The sequence below is a fragment of the Streptomyces sp. NBC_00259 genome (genome assembly GCF_036181745.1).
GTDB lineage: Bacteria > Actinomycetota > Actinomycetes > Streptomycetales > Streptomycetaceae > Streptomyces > Streptomyces pratisoli.
Map to the genome: position 1 here is coordinate 2814929 of NZ_CP108080.1, position 19506 is coordinate 2834434.

Below are 19506 nucleotides of genomic sequence, written 5' to 3' on the forward strand. Positions count from 1 at the left end.
CCCGCGGCGAGGACGCTGGGGCGCGCGCGTCTGCGCTGGTCACCGTGGTGGTCGTGCCGGGTCCTGCGAACCACCGCTTCTTCGGCGGGGTGACCGGGTTGCGGTGACGGGATCGCTGTGGTGGGGCGGGGTGCCGGGGGTGGGGTGCCGGAGGTGGGGTTGGGCCGGGTCGGGTCCCAAGGCGTCCGACCGGTTCAGGGCGGGGGCGGTTCGCGCAGGTCGACGTACCGGTCGTCCGGGCCGTCCCGGCCGGTTCGGGCCGGTTCAGGCCGTTCGGGCCGGTTCGGGCCGTTCGGGCCGGTTCGGGCCGGTGCCGGGTCCGATCAGGCCGGGGTCGGCGGCGCGGGCCCGTTTCGCGGAGGCCGGTGCACCCGCCGTTCCCGCCGGAGCCGGCCGGCTTCGGCGTCGGACCGGCCCGGATCGGTGACTCGTGCCCGGTTGTCACTGGCGGATGCGAGACTTCCGCGGGTGAGCACATCCCTGGACAGCGGACCTCCTCCCCAGGCGCCGGTGACAGCGCTCCGGCAGCGACTGGCCGAGCTGCGCGGGCCGGCCACCGCGCCGCATCCGCTCGACGCCCGGGCGCTGGCGGCCCTCGCCGCCAACCCCGGCTGCAAGCGGCGCGCGCTCCTGGACGGCGCCGGAGTGGACAAGGCCGCCCTCGCCCGGGCGCTGGGCGCGCCCGCGCCGTTCGGCCAGTCCCAGTTCGCCTTCATGCGGGGCAACGCGTTCGAGGCACGGGTCAAGGCCGACGGCGGTACGGAGCTGCTGAGGCTGCTCGGCGTCGCCGATCCCTACGCGGCGCGGGTCCCCGACCTGACGGCGGCCGGTCCGCAGGGGCGTGCCGCGCGCACCTCACTGGCCCTGCGGGAGGCCACGGGCGTCGCGGAATGGACGCTGCTGGACCATCCGATGCTGGCGCTGGAGGTGGCCGGCTCACCGGCGTATCTGGAGCCCGACGCCGTCGTGGTGCATCCCGACGGCCGGTGGACGGTCGTCGAGATCAAGTCCTTCCCGATGATCGACGACTCGGCGGACGCGTCGAAGGTCGGCGCGGCCGCGCGCCAGGCCGCGGTGTACGTGCTGGCGCTGGAGCGGGTGGCGGCGCTCACGGAGGGCGCGTCGGTGGACCACTCGGTGCTGCTCGTCTGCCCCAAGGACTTCACCAATCTGCCAGCCGCGTCGGTGGTCGACGTACGCAAGCAGTTGTCCGTGACCCGGCGGCAGCTGGCCCGGCTGACCCGGGTCGAGGACATCGCGTCGGCGCTCCCGGACGACGTCAGCTTCGACGTGGAGAGCTGCTCACCCGGCGAACTGACGTCGGCGGTCGACTCCGTCCCCTCCGCCTACGCCCCGGAGTGCCTGTCCGCCTGCGAGCTCGCCTTCCACTGCCGCGAGCGCGCACGTGACGCCGGCGCGGTGGAGGCGCTCGGCCGTGCGGTACGGGGCGAACTGGGCGGACTGACAGGCGTCGCCGAGGTCCTCTCGGCAGCCCGCGGGGCATCGGGCGACCCGGCGGACCCGACGGTCGAGGCGCTGCGCAGGGCGGCGGCACTGCGCGCGGAGGCGCTCGGCGCGGCGGTTGCGGACAGGGGGCCGGCGTGACCGCCGGGCACGGGCACGGGTCTGCGTACGGCTGTGGGTCCCGGGCCGGGGCAAGCTGCCGCCTGCGGCCGGTGGGCGGCCCCCCGGAGACCGGGCCGGGGAGGAAGACATGTCGCTGATCAGTACGCTCGCCCGGCTGGAGGCCGTGGAGCGCGGGCGGGCGCAGCCGCTCGCCACCGTGCGGCACCGCCATCTGTCGGCGCGGCCGCTGGTGTTCGTGCCGCTCACGACGGCCGGTGAGGCGGGTGCCCCGCTCGGCGCGCTCGTCGGGACGGAGCGGGAGGCTCCGCGGTTGCTGACCGTGGCGCAGCCGCGCGACCGTGATCTGCGGTTCGCGTTTCTCGCCGAGCTGGCGGAGGCGGTGCTTCCGTATCTGGACGGGTACGCGGACGATGTCGAGCCCGCCGAGCGCAACGAGACGGACCCGGAGACCGGGAAACGCGTCAAGGTCGAGGTCGAGCTGTGCGCGGACGCCCCGCAGCTGATCGTGCCGAGCCGTCCCGGCGTCGACTTCGTACGGCTGCTGGGGCGTTCGATGCGCTTCCGGCGGACGGCGGAGCAGGATCCGGACACGCCCTATCCGGCGCCACCGCGCGTGCCGCTGCTCGGACGCTGGCTGACGCACTACGGCGAGCGGGCCCGGGTGCCCGGCTCCTCGCTGTTGCTGGCGATGACGGATCTGCTCGGCCGGCACTGGGCGACCGGACAGTCCCATCTGGAGGACCAGCACCTGGGCGCGTTGCTCGCCTGGATCGATCCTCCCGAGGGCACATCGGGCGCCGAGGCGGCGCTGCGCGCGGAGGTGGGCCGGGACCGCGAGGGCCAACTGGTGTGCCCGCCGGCCGGCCCCGCGACGGACCCGGCGTTCGACAACCGGCTGCTGTCGCCCGCGATCGAGCGGCACGACCGCGCCCGCCAGGCCCTCGCCGCCGCAGAGGACGGCGCCGCCGCCGACGAGCAACTGGCCCGGCTGAGCACGGCCGAGCGGGAGATCCGGACGCTGCTGGCGGGAGTGCTGCGCCCCACCTGGGACGCGGTGTGGCAGGGCCTGGACCTGCTGCGGGAGCTGCCGGAGGGCCCACGCGCCGCCGACCGCTGGACCCGTGACCGCTGGTCGTTCACCGGTCACCGCGACCGGGTGCGGGCGGGCGAGCCGCCGCAGCCCCGCCGCGACGACGCGGTGACCGCCGCGCAGAAGCTCGCGGCCCGCGAGACGGCTCAGGCGCAACTGGAGGCGCAGGAGGCGCTCGACGACCCGCTGGTGCTCGCCGGACGGCGGCTCGCGGGCGAGGCGTTCGTCGGCGAGGTCACCGATGTGACCATGGCCTGGTCGGAGTCGAAGCGGCCCTCGCCCCGGCCGCTGCTGACCGTGCGTACGCACGACCGCCCGCACCTCGGCGCGGGCGTGAAGGCGTACCGCTCGCTGGAGGGCAAGCCGCAGTCGGCCGAGTTCGTGCGGTACGAGGAGGACGGCGCGGTCGTCCTGCGACTGCTCGACCGCATGGGCCGGTCCAGGGACCCGGCCGAGGGCTCGGTGCCGGAAGCGGGCGCGTCCCTCGCCTGGACCCTCTTCGAGCACGAACAGCGCGGTGGGCCGAAACTGCCCGAGCCCGAGGACACCCCGTGGACGCACGGTGGTCCGCCGCGCGGCGACGCCGCCGAGAGCCCCGACACCGTGACCCCGGAGGATCTGCTGTGACGGGCACCGTGATCCCGCTGTTCGACCCCGGCGCGGAGGCCGGGCGGGCCACCGCGCGGATCCTCGACGACACCCTCCACGGGGACGCGCGGGGTGTGGTCGTGGACTCACCGCCGGGCGCCGGCAAGTCGACGCTCGTGGTGCGGGCCGCGCTGGAACTGGCCGCGGCCGGACGGCCGTTGATGGTCGTCGCGCAGACCAACGCGCAGGTCGACGATCTGGTGCTGCGGCTCGCCGAGAAGGAGCCGGAGCTGCCGGTCGGCCGGCTGCACAGCAACGACCCCGATCCGTACGACAAGGCGCTCGACGAGCTGCCGAACGTACGGAAGTCGGCGAAGGCCGGCGATCTCGCCGGCCTGGACGTGGTGATCTCGACCGCCGCGAAATGGGCGCACGTCAAGGGCGTCGAGCCATGGCGGCACGCGATCGTGGACGAGGCGTACCAGATGCGGTCGGACGCGCTGCTCGCCGTCGCCGGGCTCTTCGAACGGGCGCTGTTCGTCGGCGACCCCGGCCAGCTCGACCCGTTCTCGGTGGTCGGGGCCGAGCAGTGGGCGGGGCTGTCGTACGACCCGTCGGCGAGCGCGGTCTCCACGCTGCTCGCGCACAACCCGGAACTGCCGCAGCACCGGCTGCCGGTGTCCTGGCGGCTGCCTGCCTCGGCCGCGCCGCTGGTCTCCGGCGCGTTCTACCCGTACACGCCGTTCCGCAGCGGTACGGCAGGAGGCGACCGGCGGCTCGCCTTCGGGGTCCCGTCGGACGGTTCGGGCCCCGACCGGGTGCTGGACGAGGCGGCCGAGTCGGGCTGGGGCCTGCTGGAGCTGCCCGCCCGGCACACGCCGCGCACGGACCCGGAGGCGGTCAGGGCCGTGGCCCTGGTGGTGCGCAGGCTGCTGGACCGGGGCGGGGCCTCGGTCTCGGAGCGCTCCCCGGACCCGGCGCCGCTGACCCCGGACCGGATCGCCGTCGGCACGGCCCACCGCGATCAGGCGGCGGCGGTGCGGGCGGCGCTCGCGGAGCTGGGGGTCGCGGGGGTCACCGTGGACACGGCGAACCGGCTCCAGGGCCGTGAGTACGACGTCACGGTCGTCCTCCATCCGCTCTCCGGCCGCCCGGACGCGACGGCGTTCCATCTGGAGACGGGCCGTCTGTGCGTGCTGGCGTCGCGCCACCGGCACGCCTGCATCGTGGTGTGCCGGGCGGGTGTCGCGGAGCTGCTGGACGAGCATCCGTCCACGGAGCCGGTGCAGCTGGGCGTCACGGTGAAGTTCCCGGACGGCTGGGAGGCCAATCACGCGGTGCTCTCGCACCTGGCCGAGCACCGGGTGGTGTGGACGCCGTAGCGAAGGGCGCGGCGAAGGCCCGGCCGCTCCTCATGGACCCCCTTGTGCGGGGCGGGACAATGGGGTGGTCGGGAAGTACGAGGATGGAGACACGCATGGCGGAGTCGTCGGGGCGGAGCGAGCGGCGGGTACGGCCTTCTCCGCTGCTCTTCGAGCCCACGGAGGTCGCCTCCGACCCGGAGCACTTCTTCGATCTGGAGTCGATCGAGGACCCCCGGGACCTGCTGTCCCGCGCGACGGAACTGACGCTGGCCTTCCAGGCGGCGACCGACCGCGCCCTGGAGTTCCAGGCCGTCGCGGCCGCTCAGCTCGCCGATCCGCGCCGTTTCGACCGCCTGACGGCGGCGGAGATCGCGCGGCGGGCGGAGTGGAGCGAGGACTACGCGAAACGCATGATCGACTTCGGCCGGAACCTGCTTCGCGGTCCTGATCCGGATCCGGATCCGCAGACGACGCGCCGGCGGCCGTGACCCGGCGGTAGCGGCCCGGTTCGAGGGCAGCCGCCCGCGCCCGGAGGTAGCGGCCCGGTTCGGGGCAGCCGCCCGCGCCCGCCGACGGACCCCGCGCCCGGGTCGCCCACGCACCGGGCAACATCGACTCGGCATATGCCGGGGGGCAAGATACCTCTCCCGTGCCGCCCTGTCCCGCGTTTCGGCAACTCGTGGAAACCGTGCGGTGACTCCCCGTACATGTAGATGCCATGAGCACTTGGCCGAGAGACGAGACGCCCCTCAGCCCCGCCGCCGACGAGGAGCGCAGGCGGGACATCTTCGCCTTCCTCCGGAACGGAGGGCAGCATCACGTCGCCCAGATCACCGCGCAGGGCGCGGACTGGCTCGCGTCCGCCAGTGCGTGCCCGCGGTCCACGCTCACGCTGTGGGAGTCGCGGCCGGGCGCGCCGGTCGTCGTGTCGTGCGGCGGGGGCGTCTTCGACGTCGTGAACGTGCCCGCGATCTTCGGGCGCCGGATGCTCGACCGGCTGTGGTCGGAGGGTCCCGGCTCCGGCCCGGTCGCCTTCCACCGCGGGCGGATGCTGCTGTTCGCCGCCCCTGGCACCGCTCAGCGGTTACCGAGCCTCCTCGGCTGGGAGGAGTGGGGCAGTGCCGTACCGCCGCTCCTCTGCCACGGCACCGGCGACGCGATCACCGTCCCGCCGCTCTCCCCGCCGCCCGCCGCCAACGGCACGGGAGCGCGCTGGGTGGTCGCTCCCGACACCCGGCACCCCTGGCTCCCGGGGCCCGAGGTTCTGCTCTGGGCCTGCGTCCGGGCGGCCCGGGCGACCTCCGCCGCGAGGGTCCGTATATCGATTTTTCCTCCCGCCGATCAGGATGCTAAGGTCTACGACGTCAGCAGGCGCCGCTAGCTCAGTTGGTTAGAGCAGCTGACTCTTAATCAGCGGGTCCGGGGTTCGAGTCCCTGGCGGCGCACAGACGGAAGAAGCCCCTCGCGGAAGCGAGGGGCTTCTTCGTCGTACGCCGGGTTCTGCGTCGTACGCCGGGTTCTGCGTCGTACACGGGCCTCTTCGTCGTACGCGGCTCACCGCACCATCGCGAGCTTCACCGTCCACGCCCCCGTCCGTGTGCGGTCCTTCACCTCCACCCGCAACCGCGCCTCCGGCACCGTGAACGTCTCCCCCACCCCCAGCGGCGCGTCCGCCAGCTGCGGGTAGACCGACCGGTCCCAGCACGCGCCGCTCTCCGGATGGGTGTCGATCACCTCGACGGGCCCTGCTCCGGACGCCGCCTCGTTGCGTACGCGGTAGATCAGCACCCCCTCCTTGCAGGTCCCCAGGTCGTTGCCCGCCGCTCCCCGCGCCTCGATCGCCAGCGCGCTGTTCTCGCCCGTCCTGACGACGGCGAGCCGCGTTCCCACGGAGCCGCCGGGGGCGGGCGCCGCCGCGAGCGGCTCCAGGGTGACCAGCCGGTCGGCCGCCCCCCTCACACAGCGCACCTGCCGCCGGTCCAGCCAGCCCAGCTTCCACTTGTGCCAGCCGAAGAACTCCGGGGCGAGCCCGAACTGGCTGCCCATCACATCCCAGTCCCCCACGTGGGTGTCCCAGTCGCCCTTGCCGTCCACCGGCCGGTTGTAGAGGTCCGGCAGGTCGAACACGTGCCCTGTCTCGTGGGCCAGCACATGGCGGTCCGGGGGATGCCGCTCGAAGACGGTGACGGCCCGCTTGAGATCGACCCCGTCGGCGCTCGTGGGCTCCTCGAAGTTGACCACCTTCGTCGCGTCGGAGTCGACGCCCGGTGCGTCCGGATCGGCGACCAGATAGACGACGTCGTAGCGCGAGAAGTCGACCACCGGGTCCGCGGCGGCGACCGCGTCCCGCAGATAGGCGGTGCGCCGCTCGGGCTCCCAGTCCCGCCTTATCCGGTAGTCCGTCGACGCCTTGGGCATCCGGATCCAATGGGCGACGGGGTGCGGCCGCAGGGTGAACTTCCCGTACGACGCCTGACGGAAGAAGTCACTGGTCGCGGGGAAGTGGTCACCGGTCAGTTGCTGCGGTGTGGTCAGCGGGGTGGCGTCCGGGAACGAGAGGAAGACCAGGACCGCGTCGAGGGCCCGGTTCGGACGCGGATACGAGGAGTTCCAGGTGTCCAGGCCCAGCGAATGGTGGGCCGGGGTGCGGGGCAGCGCGCAGGGGCCCTCCGGGGTGTCGGCGAAGGCGGGGCCCGCCACGAGGGAGGTGGCGACGAGGGCCACCAGGGACGTGAACGCGGCCGCCGCGGCACGCAGGGTCGGCCGTTCCACCCCCCGGGTGTTCCCTCGTGCGGCTGCTGACCCTCCACGTTCGACCTCCGGCTGCGGAATGCAGGACACCGAAACCAGCTTGTGTGGTTTTCAGATGATTCGCACTGTTCCGCTGCCCCGGTCGGGTGAGGCTCGGGGCGACACCCCGGCGACTCACGGAAAGTCACAACCGGTCACGAGAGCTCTGGCCTGGGTATAAGCCGTGCAGAAACGATCGGTCCGGACCATCCAGCGCTCCCGATCGACACGGAGAAGCTGGAACGGCCGCCCGGCCAGCCTCTATGATCGGCACACTTTCCCGACTTCCCGGCCCCGGCCAGACCTGAACGACACGACTGCACTGCGGGAGCGAGCGGTGAGCGGAAACACGAAAGGACGGGGTCCCGCGGCCGTCGCGGCGCCCGGGAGCACCCACCCTCCGGTCACGGAGCGTGATGCTTCCACCGCGCCTTCCACCGCGCCGTCCAGCGCATCGGTCACGGCGCCGGACGCCGCGCGAGACCTCGCCGCGAGCCTTGCACGGGACCTCGCCACGACCATGGCGCGGGACCTGGCGCCGACCGCCCCGACGGCCGTCCCGGCCGCCCCGGCCGCCGCCGCCGAGTCCGCCGAGTCCGCGGAGCGCCCTGCTTTCGCCTCTCAACTCGCCGACTACCGCGCCGCGTTCAACGCCGCCCAGCTCGCCATGGCTCTCGTCGACCACGAGGGCCTCGTCGTCACCGCGAACGACGCACTCGCCGCGCTCCTCGGCACCGAACCCGCCGCCCTGTGCCGGCAGCCCGCCGCCGGTCTCGTCGACCTCGCCACCGACGGCCGTACGTGGCAGGCGTACCGCGAGGTGCTGCGCGGACGGCGCTCCCGCTTCCGCTGCACCCGCCGCCTCAAACACGCAGACGGGCATCCGGTCTGGGCCGAGGTCACCGTCGTCCCCGCACCGGACGGCCGGCGCGTGCTGCTCTCCGTCGCGGACATCAGCGACCGGCGCGAACTCCAGGCGCGGCTGCGCCACCTCCAGATGCACGATCCGGTGACCCGGCTGCCCAACCGCACCCTGTTCTTCGAACGGCTCAGCGCGGCGCTCGACTCCTCGTCGTACGAGCACGGCGGCACGGGCCGGATCGGACTGTGCTACCTCGACCTCGACGGCTTCAAGGCCGTCAACGACACGCTCGGCCACCGCGTCGGCGACCGGCTGCTCACGGCGGTGGCGGGCCGGCTCACCGAGTGCGCGGAGGGCGACGGCCGGACGCGCGGCGGCAGCCATCTCGTGGCACGGCTCGGCGGCGACGAGTTCGCGATCCTGGTCGAGGACTCCACCGGTACGGAACAGCTCGCCGATCTGGCCCGTTCCGTACTGGCCGCGCTTCAGCAGCCGTTCGACCTCTCCGGGCAGCGGCTGTCGGTCTCGGCCTCCATCGGGGTCGTCGAGCGCGCGGCCGACGGCACGAGCGCGACCGGGCTGATGCAGGACGCGGACACGACGCTGTACTGGGCGAAGGCGGACGGCAAGGCCCGCTGGACCCTCTTCGACCCGGAGCGCAACGCCCACCGGATGACCCGTCAGGCACTGTCGTCGACCCTGCGGCCGGCCGTCGAGCGGGGGGAGTTCTCGCTGGAGTACCAGCCGCTGGTGTGCATGGCGGACGGGGCGGTGCGGGGTGTGGAGGCCCTGGTCCGCTGGAACCATCCGCAGTTCGGCACGCTGGCGCCGAATCGGTTCATCGGGATCGCCGAGGAGGACGGCTCGATCGTCCAGCTCGGGCGCTGGATCCTGCGCACGGCATGCCGGCAGGCCCGCCAGTGGCAGACCGACCACCCCGCGGACACGCCGATCTTCGTCAGCGTCAATGTCGCGGTACGCCAGGTCTGGGACTCCGACCTGGTCGCCGACGTCGCCGGGATCCTGGCGGAGACGGGCCTCGCGCCGCATCTGCTGCAGCTCGAACTCACCGAGTCCGCGGTGATGGGCTCGGCGGGCCGGCCGCTCCAGGCCCTCCAGGCGCTGAGCGACATGGGCGTCCGGATCGCGATCGACGACTTCGGGACCGGGTACTCCAACCTCGCCTATCTGAGCCGTCTTCCGGTGTCCGTACTGAAACTCGACGGATCGTTTGTTCGCGGCTTCCGCTACGACGACGGCACGCATCCGAACCCTGCGGACGAGACGATCGTCGAGGCGATGGTCCAGCTGGCGCACCGGCTCGGTCTGACGGTCACCGCGGAGTGCGTGGAGACGGCGGGCCAGGCGGAACGGCTGCGGCGCATCGGCTGCGACACGGGGCAGGGGTGGTGGTACTCGCGTGCGGTGGCGCCCGACCGGATCGCGGGGATGATCGGCGTCAGCCCCCTGGCGGTGTGACCGCCCGGGGGCTGAACGCGGTTTCTACTCCGGCAGTCCGTACGCGTCCGCGATCAGCTCGTACGAACGCACCCGCGCATCCCCGCCGTGCGCGTTGGCCGTGATCATCAGTTCGTCCGCTCCCGTGCGCTTCTGCAGGTCGTCCAGGCCCGTACGGACCTCGTCCGGCGTGCCATGGACGATGTTGCCGAGCCAGCTGTCCACGAACTCCCGCTCCAGCGGGCTGAACCCGTACGCCTCGGCCTCCTCCGGCGTCGGGACCAGACCCGGGCGTCCGGTGCGCAGCCGCAGCATCGACAGGGCGCCGGTCATGACCTGGCGGCGCGCCTCGCGGGCGTCGTCGGAGGCGAGGGCGGCGACGCCGATCAGGGCGTAGGGCTCGGCCAGCACGGCCGAGGGGCGGAAGGTGTCCCGGTAGAGGTCGAGCGCCGGGACGGTGTTCTGCGCCGAGAAGTGGTGGGCGAACGCGAACGGCAGGCCGAGCGTTCCGGCCAGCCGGGCGCTGAAGCCGGAGGAGCCGAGCAGCCAGATCGGCGGCCGGGCCGGGGACTGGACCCCGCCCGGAGCGGTGGCCTGGACGGGACCCGGGACCGCGTGGATCCGGGCGTACGGGTGGCCGTCGGGGAAGTCGTCGTCCAGGAAGCGGGTCAGCTCGACGAGCTGCTGCGGGAAGTCGTCGGCACCCTCGTTCAGCCGCTCGGTGCGGCGCAGCGCGGCGGCGGTGGCGCCGTCCGTGCCGGGTGCGCGGCCGAGTCCCAGATCGATACGGCCCGGCGCGAGGGCCTCCAGGGTGCCGAACTGTTCGGCGATCACCAGGGGCGCGTGGTTCGGCAGCATGACACCGCCGGAGCCGAGGCGGATGCGCTCGGTGTGGGCGGCGAGATGGGCGAGGATCACGGCCGGGGAGGACGAGGCGACCCCGGGCATCGAGTGGTGCTCGGCGACCCAGTGGCGGTGGTAGCCGCGCCGCTCGGCGAGGCGGGCGATGTCCACGCTGGTGCGCAGCGCCTGGCCGGCGGTGCGGCCGCTGCCGACGGTGACCAGGTCCAGCACCGACAGGGGTACGGGGGCGGTTCCGCGCGCCGTACCCCGGATCTCGTCGCCGGTCTCCGGTGCGTCCGGTACGTCCGGTGCGTCCACGGGTGGGCCTCCTGCCTTGTCGTGCGTGTCCCTATCCCCGAAACTAACAGGAGGCTCTCTCCGGTTATTCCGTACGGGGGTACGCGCCCGGCGCCACGGCGCGACCGGCGGGCGATGGCATCGGCCCCGATGCAGCCATCGATCCAGCACCTCGTACGGGATTCCACGTGGCGTGCGACCTGGACGCCCCGGCACGGCCGGCGCCGGTTTCTCCCGAACTCGCGGCCCACCGCCAGGAACTGCTCCACGAGGAGGTACAGGAACTGGCCGAGGCCGCCGCGAGCGGCGATCTGGAGCACATCGCGCACGAACTCGCCGACGTGGTCTACATCGCCTACGGCACCGCCGTCGTCCACGGCATCGATCTGGACGCGGTGATCCGCGAGATCCACCGGGCCAACATGTCCAAGCCGGGGCCGGACGGACGCCCGGCGCGGCGAAGCGACGGCAAGGTCCTCAAGGGCGACGCCTACCAGCCGCCGGACGTCGCCGCCGTGCTCCGCGCACAGGGGTGGGCACCCGGCGGTCACGGGTGAGGCCGACCGGACCCGGGCCCGGACCTCGGCGTCAGGGCCCGTGACCTCGACGGCTCCCGATGAGCCGTCATGACCGGGCCCGCCCACCGCGGTCCGAAGACGTCCGCGCGCGTCGCCCTCCTCGCGGTCCCGCGCTGGCCGTCCTCCTCGCGGTCCCGCGCGGGCCGCCCTACCCGCCGTCCCGCGCGGGCCGTCCTCCTCGGCGTCCGGCGCGGGCGTCTACTCGCCGTCCGGCCAGTCGTCAGGACGCGCGAACAACCTGCCCAGGCCGTCCGCCCACGCCTTGCGCTCCGCCAGGCGCAGCCCTTCCCACACCGTCACCTGGTTCGCCGTGAGGACCGGCTTGCCCAGCGCCTCCTCCAGCTCCGCCAGATGCGCCGTCGTGTGCAGCGCGGTGTCCGGCAGGAGCACCGCCTCCGCCCGTGGGTCGTCGCCCGCGCGGGCCAGCTCCAGCACCTGGTCGCGCTCCCATGTGCCGACCTCGGCGGCCGTGACGATCCCGCTCGCCCTCGCCGCGGTCACCTCGATCCCGGCGGCACCGAGGAACTCCGCGAAGGACTCGGTCACGTCCTGCGGGTACGTCGCCGCCACCGCGACCCGGCCCGCGCCCAGCGCCTGCGCCGCGTGGACGAACGCGAACGACGTGCTCGACGCCGGCAGCCCGGCCGTCTGCGCCAGCTCCCGGATCTGCTGCTGCGCGCCGTCCCAGCCGCGGATGAAGCTTCCGCTCGTACAGGCCCACACCAGCGATTCCGATCCGGCCATCCGCAGCTCCTCCACCCCGGCCGCCAGCCGGTCCGCCGCGCCCATCTCGATCAGCGCGTCCTCGCGGTGCGCGTCCTCGCCGATGTCGGTGTGGAAGAGCGGCAGCCGGATGTCGCTGTCGAGCAGGACGGCGATCCTCGGGTAGTCGTCCTCGGCGGAGTGCCCCGGATAGAGGAGTCCGACAGTCGTCATGTCCATCCTTCCTGTTCCTCGGACTGGGTGACCGGGGGCGCGACCGGCGGCGCGGAGGCGGCCGGTGGCGCCGGCGGGGCCGGGGGCGGCGGCTCCTCGTGCGGCCCGGCGGTGTCCATCAGGAGAGCCTGGTACGGGCCGACGGCGTAGACGCCGATCCGGCGGAGCGCGGCCCACATCGTGACCTGGTTGGCGGAGAGCACCGGCATCCGCAGTTCCGCCTCCAGCTGGGGTATCGCGTCGTACGTCGGAAGATTCGTGCAGCTGATGAAGAGCGCGTCCGCCGCGCCCACCACGGCCTGGCGGGCCATGTCCACCACCGACCGGTACGGCACCTTCCAGATGTACCGGGTCAGTCCCAGGAAGGCGCGGCCCGTGACCGCTACCCCGGCCTCACCGAGATAGTCCTCCAGCGCCCGGGTCACGGAGTCCGTGTACGGGGTGACCACGGCGATACGGCGGGCGCCGAGCTCTTCGAGGGCTTCGAGCAGCGCGCCGGAGGTGGTCAGCGAGGCGACCTCCCCCGCGGACGTCATCGCCTCGCACATGGCCCGCTCGCCCGCCACTCCACCGACGAAGCTGCCGCTGGTGCAGGCGTACGCGATGACCTCCGGCTCGGACGCGGACAGCGCCCGCACCGCCTCACCGAGCGTCTCGTGCTCGCTGACGATCCGGGCGAGGTCGAGGGAGACCTCGACGGGCACGTACGGCGTACGGGTGAGACGCAGCGAGACGTCATCGGGCACCCAGCGCCACAGCTCACGGTCCAGCGCGAAGTCGAACGGGGCGACCACACCGATCCCGCGTTGCGGGGCGGGTCCGCCCAGGAACGAGACTTCGAGGGACACATCCATCACAGGCCCCCTTTTGACGTCTTGTTGACGACGGTAGGTTGGGGTGCGAGCGTGGGTCAATCCGTACATGTCAGACGTTCAGAAACGGTTTCCCCGCGATGTCCGTCCCGATTCTTCTCGTACTGGAAGCGGACCCTCCGCCACGGCTCGGACGGCTCACCGGCCGCGCCGAGATCCGGTACGCCGACGACCGCTCCCTCGCCGCGGAACTGCCGCACGCCGACGCGCTGCTGGTGTGGGACTTCACCTCCGACGCGGTACGCCACGCCTGGCCCGGAGGCGGCCCGAGACCGCGCTGGGTGCACACCCCGAGCGCGGGCGTGGACCGGCTGATCTGCCCCGAGTTCACCGACTCCGACACGGTCCTGACCAATGCCCGGGGGATCTTCGAGCAGCCCATCGCCGAGTACGTGGCCGCCCTCGTGCTGGCGATGGCCAAGGACGTGCCCGGCACCCTGGAGCTCCAGCGGCAGCGCCGATGGCGGCACCGGGAGTCCCTGCCGGTGGCGGGCAGCCGGGCCGTCGTCGTCGGCGCGGGCCCGATCGGCCAGGCGATCGCGCGCACCCTGCGGGCGCTGGACGTGGAGGTGGCCCTCACCGGGCGCACGGCCCGGCCGGGGGTGCACGGCGCCGAGGACCTGGACCGGCTGCTGACCCTCGCCGACTGGGTCGTGTGCGCGGCGCCGCTGACGGAGGCGACCCGGGGCATGTTCGGTGCCCGGCGGTTCGCGCTGATGCGGCCCTCGGCCCGGTTCGTCAACGTGGGGCGGGGGGCGCTGGTGGTCGAGGACGAGCTGGTCACGGCGGTCACCGAGCGGCACATCGCGGGCGCGGCCCTGGACGTCTTCGAGGAGGAGCCGCTCGGGCCCGGCCACCGGCTGTGGGACGTTCCGGGGCTGATCGTCTCGCCGCACATGAGCGGTGACACGGTGGGCTGGCGCGACCGGCTGGGTGAGCAGTTCGTCGGACTCTTCGAGCTGTGGTCGGCCGGAAAGCCGCTGCCGAACGTGGTCGACAAGAAACGTGGGTACGTCCCCTCCCATGACTCCTGAGCCGAACGACCTGAGTGCCCTGACCGCACGTCATCTCATCGCCGGCTACGAGCGGGGCGACTTCTCCCCGGTGGAGGCGGCCCGCGCGGTCCTCGAGCGGGCCGAGGAGGCGCAGCGCCTCACCAACGCGTTCGTCCGGATCGACGGCGAGCAGGCGCTGGCGCAGGCGGAGGCGGCCACCGAGCGCCGCCGCAGAAGGGAACCGCTCGGACCGCTCGACGGCGTGCCCGTGACGGTCAAGGACATCCTGCTGCAGGCGGGCGCGCCGACGCTGCGCGGTTCCAGGACCGTGCGTCCCGCTGCCTCGGCCTGGGACGAGGACGCCCCGGCCGTGGCGCGGCTGCGGGAGCAGGGCGCGGTGTTCATCGGCAAGACGACGACGCCGGAGTTCGGCTGGAAGGGCGTCACGGACTCCCCGCTGACCGGGGTCACCCGCAATCCGTACGACCCGTCGCGCACGGCCGGCGGATCCAGCGGCGGGAGCGCGGCGGCCGTCGCGCTGGGCGCGGCGCCGCTGTCGATCGGGACGGACGGGGGCGGATCGGTCCGTATCCCGGCCTCGTTCTGCGGGATCTTCGGGCTGAAGCCGACGTACGGCCGGATCCCGCTGTTCCCGTCGAGCCCGTTCGGCACGCTGGCCCATGCCGGGCCGATGACGCGGGACGCCGCGGACGCGGCGCTGCTGCTGGATGTGATCAGCGGGCCCGACTGGCGCGACTGGTCCCAGCTGGCGCCCGCGCCGAGGACCGCGGAGGGCCTGGCCGAGGGTGTGAAGGGCCTGCGGATCGCGTACTCCCCGTCGCTCGGCGGCCAGGTCGCGGTACGGCCCGCGGTCGCTTCCGCGGTGCGCGGGGCGGTGGGCCGGCTCGCGGAGCTGGGCGCGTACATCGAGGAGGCCGACCCGGACATCGCGGACCCGGTGGAGGCCTTCCACACGCTGTGGTTCAGCGGGGCGGCCCGAGTGGTGCAGCACTTCGGGGCGGAGCAGCGGGAGCTGCTCGACCCGGGGCTGCGGGAGGTCTGCGAGGCGGGTGCGCGGGCTTCGGCTCTGGACTACCTCGCGGCCGTGGACGTCCGGATGGACCTGGGGCGGCGGATGGGCCGGTTCCATACGGCGTACGACCTGCTGGTCACGCCGACGCTGCCGATCACCGCGTTCGAGGCGGGAGCGGAGGTGCCCCGCGAATCCGGACACCGGCGCTGGACGGGGTGGACCCCGTTCACCTACCCGTTCAACCTCACCCAGCAGCCGGCCGCGACGGTGCCGTGCGGGGTGGACGAGGACGGCCTTCCGGTCGGCGTCCAGCTCGTCGCACCCCGGCACGGCGACGCCCTGGTCCTGCGCGCGGCGCACGCGTTGTACGAATCGGGACTGGCGACGGTCCCGTCACCGGTGACCTCGTAGCGGCAGGCGTCGGACTCCCCACGTCCCTGCCGGGCGTGGGGAGTTCGACGCGCGGGTCGGGGGAAGGGAGGTCTCACGCCCGCCGGAACGTCAGCGTCTCCCCCAGCGCCCCCGCCCGCCAGAGGTCCTGGCACGCGTCGGCCATCCGGTCCAGCCCTTCGACCACCTGCCCCCACACGATCCCCGGCACCCAGCCCGTGTCGCCGTTGAGCAGCAGGTTGTTGCGTTCGTAGAAGAGCGCGAGGTCGACGGTCACCGGCCGGGAGAGGTCGCGGTCGTACCCGTACGCCGCGGTGCCCAGCTCCGTACCACTGAAGGTGAAGTAGCAGAGGTCCCCCGGGATGGGCGTCACCGTGGGGTTCTCCAGCGGTGGCTCCCGGTCCGCGAAGGCGGGGAACAGGGCGTAGATCTCGTTGCGGGCGTACTTCGCGTGGTACACGTCGCCGCCGAGCGGCAGCGCGTCCCACACCGCCCGGCAGGTCACGGGCGCCCGGTCGTCGAGGAGCCGCGCGGTGCAGTGCACTCCGCGCTTTGCGAGCGAAACGTCAATGAAGCGATCAGCCATTGTGTACGCATACCCCGACTGAGGCCGGGTAGCCGCGCGCCCATGGCTCCACACACGGCTCCACACACCAGACGAGCGATACGGCGGCGCACCCTGCTGCTCGGTACCGCGGGCGCACTCGGTGCGGCCGGCGCGGCCGGGGCGACGGGCTGCGCCAGGGTCCCCTCGGGCGACGCCCTCGCCCGGCTGAGATCCCAGGGCACGGTGCGGCTCGGGATCGCGGGCGAGGTGCCGTACGGCTACATCGACGAACAGGGCGAGTTCACCGGAGAGGCCCCGGAACTCGCCAAGGCCGTCTTCCAGCGCCTCGGTGTCGGAAATGTCCAGCCGGTCGCCACCGACTTCGCCTCCCTCATACCCGGACTCAATTCGCAGCAGTTCGACGTCGTTTCAGCCGGAATGTACATCAACAAGGAACGCTGCGCGCAGGTTCTCTTCTCGGACCCGGAATACCAGATGCTGGATTCTTTCATCGTGCGCAAAGGCAATCCGAAGAATCTGCGCAGTTACGAGGACGTCGTCCGGACGAAGGCGAAATTCGCGACGGGCACCGGATACGCGGAGATCGACTACGCGGTCGCGGCCGGGTATCCGGAGAAGGACATCGTCATCCTGCAGGACCAGGTGGCCGGGCTGAACGCCGTCGAGTCCGGGCGCGTCGACGTCTTCGCCGGTACCGCCCTCACCACCCGTGAGGTGGTCCGCAAGAGCGGCAAGGCCGAGTCGACCGAGCCGTTCGCCGCGGTCGTCGACGGCAAGAAGAAGATCGACGGGGGCGGGTTCGCCTTCCGGCCGACCGACACCGAGCTGCGGGACGCCTTCAACACCGAGATCCACAAGATGAAGAAGAGCGGTGAACTCTTCCGCATCCTGCGCCGGTTCGGCTTCACCGAGAGCGAGATGACGGAGCTCACGGCGAAGGAGCTGTGCCGATGACCGCCGGACTCTGGCAGAACTGGGTGCTCCCGGGGATCTGGATCACCGTCCAGCTCACCGTCTGCAGCGCCGCACTGGCCGCCGCCGTCGCGTTCGGTGTCGGCATGGCCAGAACTCATCGCTCGCGCTTCGTGCGCTTCCTCGCGGGCTTCTACACCGAGGTGTTCCGCGGAACCTCGGCGCTGGTGCTGATGTTCTGGCTGTTCTTCGTCCTCCCCCCGCTGCTGGGCTGGCAGTTGGTGCCGATGTGGGCGGCGGTGCTCGCGCTGGGCCTGTCGTACGGGGCGTACGGCGCCGAGATCGTGCGCGGTGCGCTGAACGCGGTGGCGCCGGCGCAGCGCGAGGCGGGTGTCGCGCTCAGCCTCTCGCCCTGGCAGCGGATGCGGCTGATCCTGCTGCCGCAGGCGGTGCCCGAGATGATCCCGTCCTTCTGCAATCTGCTGGTGGAGCTGCTCAAGGGCACGGCGCTGGTCTCGCTGCTGGGCGTCGGCGACGTGTCGTTCGCGGCGTACCTGGTGCGGCTGGCGACCCAGGAGAGCGCGCAGATCTACACGGTCACGCTGGTGATCTACTTCGTGCTCGCCTTCCTGATCACCCGCTCCATGAAGGCGCTCGAGCGCAGGGCGAAGGCCAATGTGGGCATCGATCCGGAGCCACGCCCCCGGATCCCCCGCCAGAAGAACAAGCGGGCCGGCGTCTCCGGCGCACTCGCGGAAGGTGATCTCCGATGACCTGGGACTGGTCCGCCGTCGCGGACTTCATGCCGCGCTTCTGGGAAGGCGTGCTGGTCACGCTGCAGATCCTGGTGCTGGGCTCGCTGCTGTCGTTCACCCTCGGCCTGGTCTGGGCGCTCGCGCTGCGCTCCGGCCCGCGCTTCGTGCGCTGGCCGGTGGGGCTCTTCACCGAGTTCGTCCGGAACACCCCGCTGCTGGTGCAGCTGTTCTTCCTGTTCTTCGTGCTGCCGGAGTGGGGCGTGCAGTTCTCCGCGCTCACCACCGGCACGATCGCGATCGGGCTGCACTACTCGACGTACACCGCGCAGGTCTACCGGGCGGGCATCGACGCCGTACCGGCCGGGCAGTGGGAGGCCGCGACGGCGCTGAGCCTGCCGGTCCACCGGACCTGGGTCGCGGTGATCCTGCCGCAGGCGGTCCGCCGGATCGCGCCCGCGCTGGGCAACTACGTCATCGCGATGCTGAAGGACACTCCGCTGCTCGCCGGGATCAGTGTGCTGGAGATGCTCCAGCAGTCCCGGCTGGAGAGCGCGGCGACCTTCCAGTACACGGAGCCGCTGACCCTCGTCGGCATCGCCTTCATCCTCATCGCCTACCCGGCTTCTCTGCTCGTACGAACCCTGGAGCGCCGCCTTGCCCGCTGACACGAACCCCGCCAAGCAGAACGACGAGCTCATCCGGTTCACGAACGTCACCAAGCGCTTCGGGGACAACACCGTCCTGGACGACCTGTGCTTCTCGGTCCGTCCTGGCAAGCACGTCACGCTGATCGGGCCCTCCGGGTCCGGCAAGACGACGATCCTGCGGCTGCTGATGACGCTGGAGCGGCCCGACTCGGGCACGATCGACGTCAACGGCGGCCGGCTGTTCCCCGCCGACGAGAAGGAACGCAGAGAGGTCCGCAAGAAGATCGGCATGGTCTTCCAGCAGTTCAACCTCTTCCCCAACATGACCGTGCTGCGGAACATCACCGAGGCCCCGGTGCGGGTGCTCGGCCTGTCGAAGGACGAGGCCGAGGAGCGCGCCCGCGAGCTGCTGGATCTGGTCGGTCTCGCCGACCGCGCGGACGCGCGGCCCTCCCAGCTGTCCGGCGGCCAGCAGCAGCGGGTGGCGATCGCCCGGGCGCTCGCGATGCGACCGCAGGTGCTGCTGCTCGACGAGGTCACGTCGGCGCTCGACCCGGAGCTGGTGGCCGGGGTGCTGGACGTCCTCAGGGACATCGCCCGGACGACCGACATCACGATGCTCTGCGTGACGCACGAGATGAACTTCGCCCGGGACATCTCCGACGAGGTCCTCATGTTCGACGCCGGAAAGGTGATCGAGTCCGGCTCCCCGGAGAAAATCTTCTCCGATCCCGGGCACGAACGTACTCGTGAGTTTCTCGGTGCGGTGCTCTGACCTCTCACTCCATGCGTTATTCGTGACTCTGGCATATGCCATTGTCGTGCGCCCCAGGATATGACCCTGGGGCGCCTTATATTTCTCGCCAACAGCCGCCCACTAAACGGTTCTTGGCCGCTATCGTGGTACGGAAGCTTGCGGTCACAACCTGGTAGGGGGAAAC

General features: G+C 72.4%; 18 protein-coding genes and 1 tRNA gene. 14 read left to right on the forward strand and 5 right to left on the reverse strand.

The annotated features are described in order from the left end of the window. Nucleotides 1–468: 468 nt before the first annotated feature. The 6 genes from OG766_RS12560 to OG766_RS12585 all read left to right on the forward strand — a co-directional run bounded on the left by OG766_RS12560 (nucleotide 469) and on the right by OG766_RS12585 (nucleotide 6074). Nucleotides 469–1605 (forward strand): hypothetical protein, encoded by a 1137-nt coding sequence (locus OG766_RS12560; RefSeq protein ID WP_266373946.1) that lies wholly within the window; start codon nucleotides 469–471, stop codon nucleotides 1603–1605. Nucleotides 1606–1714: 109 nt separating this feature from the next. After that, complete coding sequence (locus OG766_RS12565; protein ID WP_328725334.1) at nucleotides 1715–3304, forward strand: hypothetical protein; 1590 nt, start codon at nucleotides 1715–1717, stop codon at nucleotides 3302–3304. Between the two features lie 8 nt (nucleotides 3305–3312). Next, nucleotides 3313–4647 carry an AAA domain-containing protein gene (locus tag OG766_RS12570; RefSeq protein WP_328727470.1) on the forward strand — a complete coding sequence of 445 codons (1335 nt, stop codon included), beginning with the start codon at nucleotides 3313–3315 and terminating at the stop codon, nucleotides 4645–4647. 95 nt (nucleotides 4648–4742) lie between these two features. Then, nucleotides 4743–5117 carry a hypothetical protein gene (locus tag OG766_RS12575; protein WP_266373941.1) on the forward strand — a complete coding sequence of 125 codons (375 nt, stop codon included), beginning with the start codon at nucleotides 4743–4745 and terminating at the stop codon, nucleotides 5115–5117. Nucleotides 5118–5347: 230 nt separating this feature from the next. Further along, nucleotides 5348–6010, forward strand: coding sequence for a bifunctional DNA primase/polymerase (locus OG766_RS12580; protein WP_328725336.1), 663 nt, complete (start codon nucleotides 5348–5350; stop codon nucleotides 6008–6010). Further along, a tRNA-Lys gene (locus tag OG766_RS12585) sits at nucleotides 6001–6074 on the forward strand. Before OG766_RS12580 ends, OG766_RS12585 begins: the two co-directional genes overlap by 10 nt. Nucleotides 6075–6183: 109 nt before the next feature. On the opposite strand, the gene OG766_RS12590 is transcribed toward OG766_RS12585, so the two are convergent. Then, nucleotides 6184–7401 (reverse strand): M6 family metalloprotease domain-containing protein, encoded by a 1218-nt coding sequence (locus OG766_RS12590; RefSeq protein WP_266373936.1) that lies wholly within the window; start codon nucleotides 7399–7401, stop codon nucleotides 6184–6186. A 355-nt stretch (nucleotides 7402–7756) separates the two neighbouring features. On the opposite strand from OG766_RS12590, the gene OG766_RS12595 reads away from it, so the two are divergent. Beyond that, a complete protein-coding gene (locus OG766_RS12595; protein ID WP_443045482.1) occupies nucleotides 7757–9760 on the forward strand; it encodes a putative bifunctional diguanylate cyclase/phosphodiesterase in 2004 nt (667 codons plus the stop codon). A 24-nt stretch (nucleotides 9761–9784) separates the two neighbouring features. Here OG766_RS12595 and OG766_RS12600 read toward each other — a convergent pair whose 3' ends face one another. Continuing rightward, nucleotides 9785–10900, reverse strand: a complete 1116-nt coding sequence (locus OG766_RS12600; protein ID WP_328725338.1) for an LLM class flavin-dependent oxidoreductase — start codon at nucleotides 10898–10900, stop codon at nucleotides 9785–9787. A gap of 167 nt (nucleotides 10901–11067) precedes the next feature. Between OG766_RS12600 and OG766_RS12605 the strand changes: the two genes are divergently transcribed. Then, nucleotides 11068–11436: a MazG nucleotide pyrophosphohydrolase domain-containing protein gene (locus OG766_RS12605; protein WP_443045483.1), complete on the forward strand. Its 369-nt coding sequence runs from the start codon at nucleotides 11068–11070 to the stop codon at nucleotides 11434–11436. A gap of 219 nt (nucleotides 11437–11655) precedes the next feature. Here the strand turns inward: OG766_RS12605 and OG766_RS12610 are convergent, their stop codons facing one another. Both OG766_RS12610 and OG766_RS12615 read right to left on the reverse strand, forming a co-directional pair. Beyond that, on the reverse strand, nucleotides 11656–12393 hold the full coding sequence (locus OG766_RS12610; RefSeq protein ID WP_266373929.1) for a maleate cis-trans isomerase family protein: 738 nt from the start codon (nucleotides 12391–12393) through the stop codon (nucleotides 11656–11658). Further along, complete coding sequence (locus tag OG766_RS12615; RefSeq protein WP_266373928.1) at nucleotides 12390–13247, reverse strand: maleate cis-trans isomerase family protein; 858 nt, start codon at nucleotides 13245–13247, stop codon at nucleotides 12390–12392. The genes OG766_RS12610 and OG766_RS12615 overlap by 4 nt, the downstream gene beginning before the upstream one ends. Nucleotides 13248–13345: 98 nt before the next feature. Between OG766_RS12615 and OG766_RS12620 the strand changes: the two genes are divergently transcribed. Beyond that, nucleotides 13346–14299, forward strand: coding sequence for a D-2-hydroxyacid dehydrogenase (locus tag OG766_RS12620; RefSeq protein ID WP_328725339.1), 954 nt, complete (start codon nucleotides 13346–13348; stop codon nucleotides 14297–14299). Further along, the gene (locus tag OG766_RS12625; protein WP_328725340.1) at nucleotides 14289–15704 is read left to right on the forward strand and encodes an amidase; all 1416 of its coding nucleotides are present in this window, start codon (nucleotides 14289–14291) and stop codon (nucleotides 15702–15704) included. The genes OG766_RS12620 and OG766_RS12625 overlap by 11 nt, the downstream gene beginning before the upstream one ends. Before the next feature lie 73 nt (nucleotides 15705–15777). Here OG766_RS12625 and OG766_RS12630 read toward each other — a convergent pair whose 3' ends face one another. Further along, entirely contained in the window at nucleotides 15778–16269 is a 492-nt protein-coding gene (locus OG766_RS12630) for a DUF3830 family protein (protein ID WP_328725342.1), read from the reverse strand. 42 nt (nucleotides 16270–16311) lie between these two features. Between OG766_RS12630 and ehuB the strand changes: the two genes are divergently transcribed. Genes ehuB through ehuA form a run of 4 tightly spaced genes read left to right on the forward strand, consistent with a single transcriptional unit; the run spans nucleotide 16312 to nucleotide 19340 of the window. Beyond that, on the forward strand, nucleotides 16312–17205 hold the full coding sequence (gene ehuB, locus OG766_RS12635) for an ectoine/hydroxyectoine ABC transporter substrate-binding protein EhuB (protein WP_266373920.1): 894 nt from the start codon (nucleotides 16312–16314) through the stop codon (nucleotides 17203–17205). Next, nucleotides 17202–17936, forward strand: coding sequence for an ectoine/hydroxyectoine ABC transporter permease subunit EhuC (ehuC, locus tag OG766_RS12640; protein WP_328725344.1), 735 nt, complete (start codon nucleotides 17202–17204; stop codon nucleotides 17934–17936). Before ehuB ends, ehuC begins: the two co-directional genes overlap by 4 nt. Then, nucleotides 17933–18583, forward strand: coding sequence for an ectoine/hydroxyectoine ABC transporter permease subunit EhuD (gene ehuD / locus OG766_RS12645; RefSeq protein WP_328725345.1), 651 nt, complete (start codon nucleotides 17933–17935; stop codon nucleotides 18581–18583). Before ehuC ends, ehuD begins: the two co-directional genes overlap by 4 nt. Next, nucleotides 18573–19340, forward strand: coding sequence for an ectoine/hydroxyectoine ABC transporter ATP-binding protein EhuA (ehuA, locus tag OG766_RS12650; RefSeq protein ID WP_266373911.1), 768 nt, complete (start codon nucleotides 18573–18575; stop codon nucleotides 19338–19340). Before ehuD ends, ehuA begins: the two co-directional genes overlap by 11 nt. Nucleotides 19341–19506 lie beyond the last annotated feature (166 nt).

What these genes read in the sequence shown, in the direction of transcription:
- OG766_RS12625 (WP_328725340.1), top strand. Translation starts at nt 14,289, where the DNA reads ATGACTCCTGAGCCGAACGACCTGAGTGCCCTGACCGCACGTCATCTC.
- ehuB (WP_266373920.1), top strand. Translation starts at nt 16,312, where the DNA reads ATGGCTCCACACACGGCTCCACACACCAGACGAGCGATACGGCGGCGC.
- OG766_RS12630 (WP_328725342.1), bottom strand. Translation starts at nt 16,269, where the DNA reads ATGGCTGATCGCTTCATTGACGTTTCGCTCGCAAAGCGCGGAGTGCAC.
- OG766_RS12565 (WP_328725334.1), top strand. Translation starts at nt 1,715, where the DNA reads ATGTCGCTGATCAGTACGCTCGCCCGGCTGGAGGCCGTGGAGCGCGGG.
- OG766_RS12575 (WP_266373941.1), top strand. Translation starts at nt 4,743, where the DNA reads ATGGCGGAGTCGTCGGGGCGGAGCGAGCGGCGGGTACGGCCTTCTCCG.
- ehuC (WP_328725344.1), top strand. Translation starts at nt 17,202, where the DNA reads ATGACCGCCGGACTCTGGCAGAACTGGGTGCTCCCGGGGATCTGGATC.
- OG766_RS12620 (WP_328725339.1), top strand. Translation starts at nt 13,346, where the DNA reads ATGTCCGTCCCGATTCTTCTCGTACTGGAAGCGGACCCTCCGCCACGG.
- OG766_RS12610 (WP_266373929.1), bottom strand. Translation starts at nt 12,393, where the DNA reads ATGACGACTGTCGGACTCCTCTATCCGGGGCACTCCGCCGAGGACGAC.
- ehuD (WP_328725345.1), top strand. Translation starts at nt 17,933, where the DNA reads ATGACCTGGGACTGGTCCGCCGTCGCGGACTTCATGCCGCGCTTCTGG.
- OG766_RS12580 (WP_328725336.1), top strand. Translation starts at nt 5,348, where the DNA reads ATGAGCACTTGGCCGAGAGACGAGACGCCCCTCAGCCCCGCCGCCGAC.
- OG766_RS12615 (WP_266373928.1), bottom strand. Translation starts at nt 13,247, where the DNA reads ATGGATGTGTCCCTCGAAGTCTCGTTCCTGGGCGGACCCGCCCCGCAA.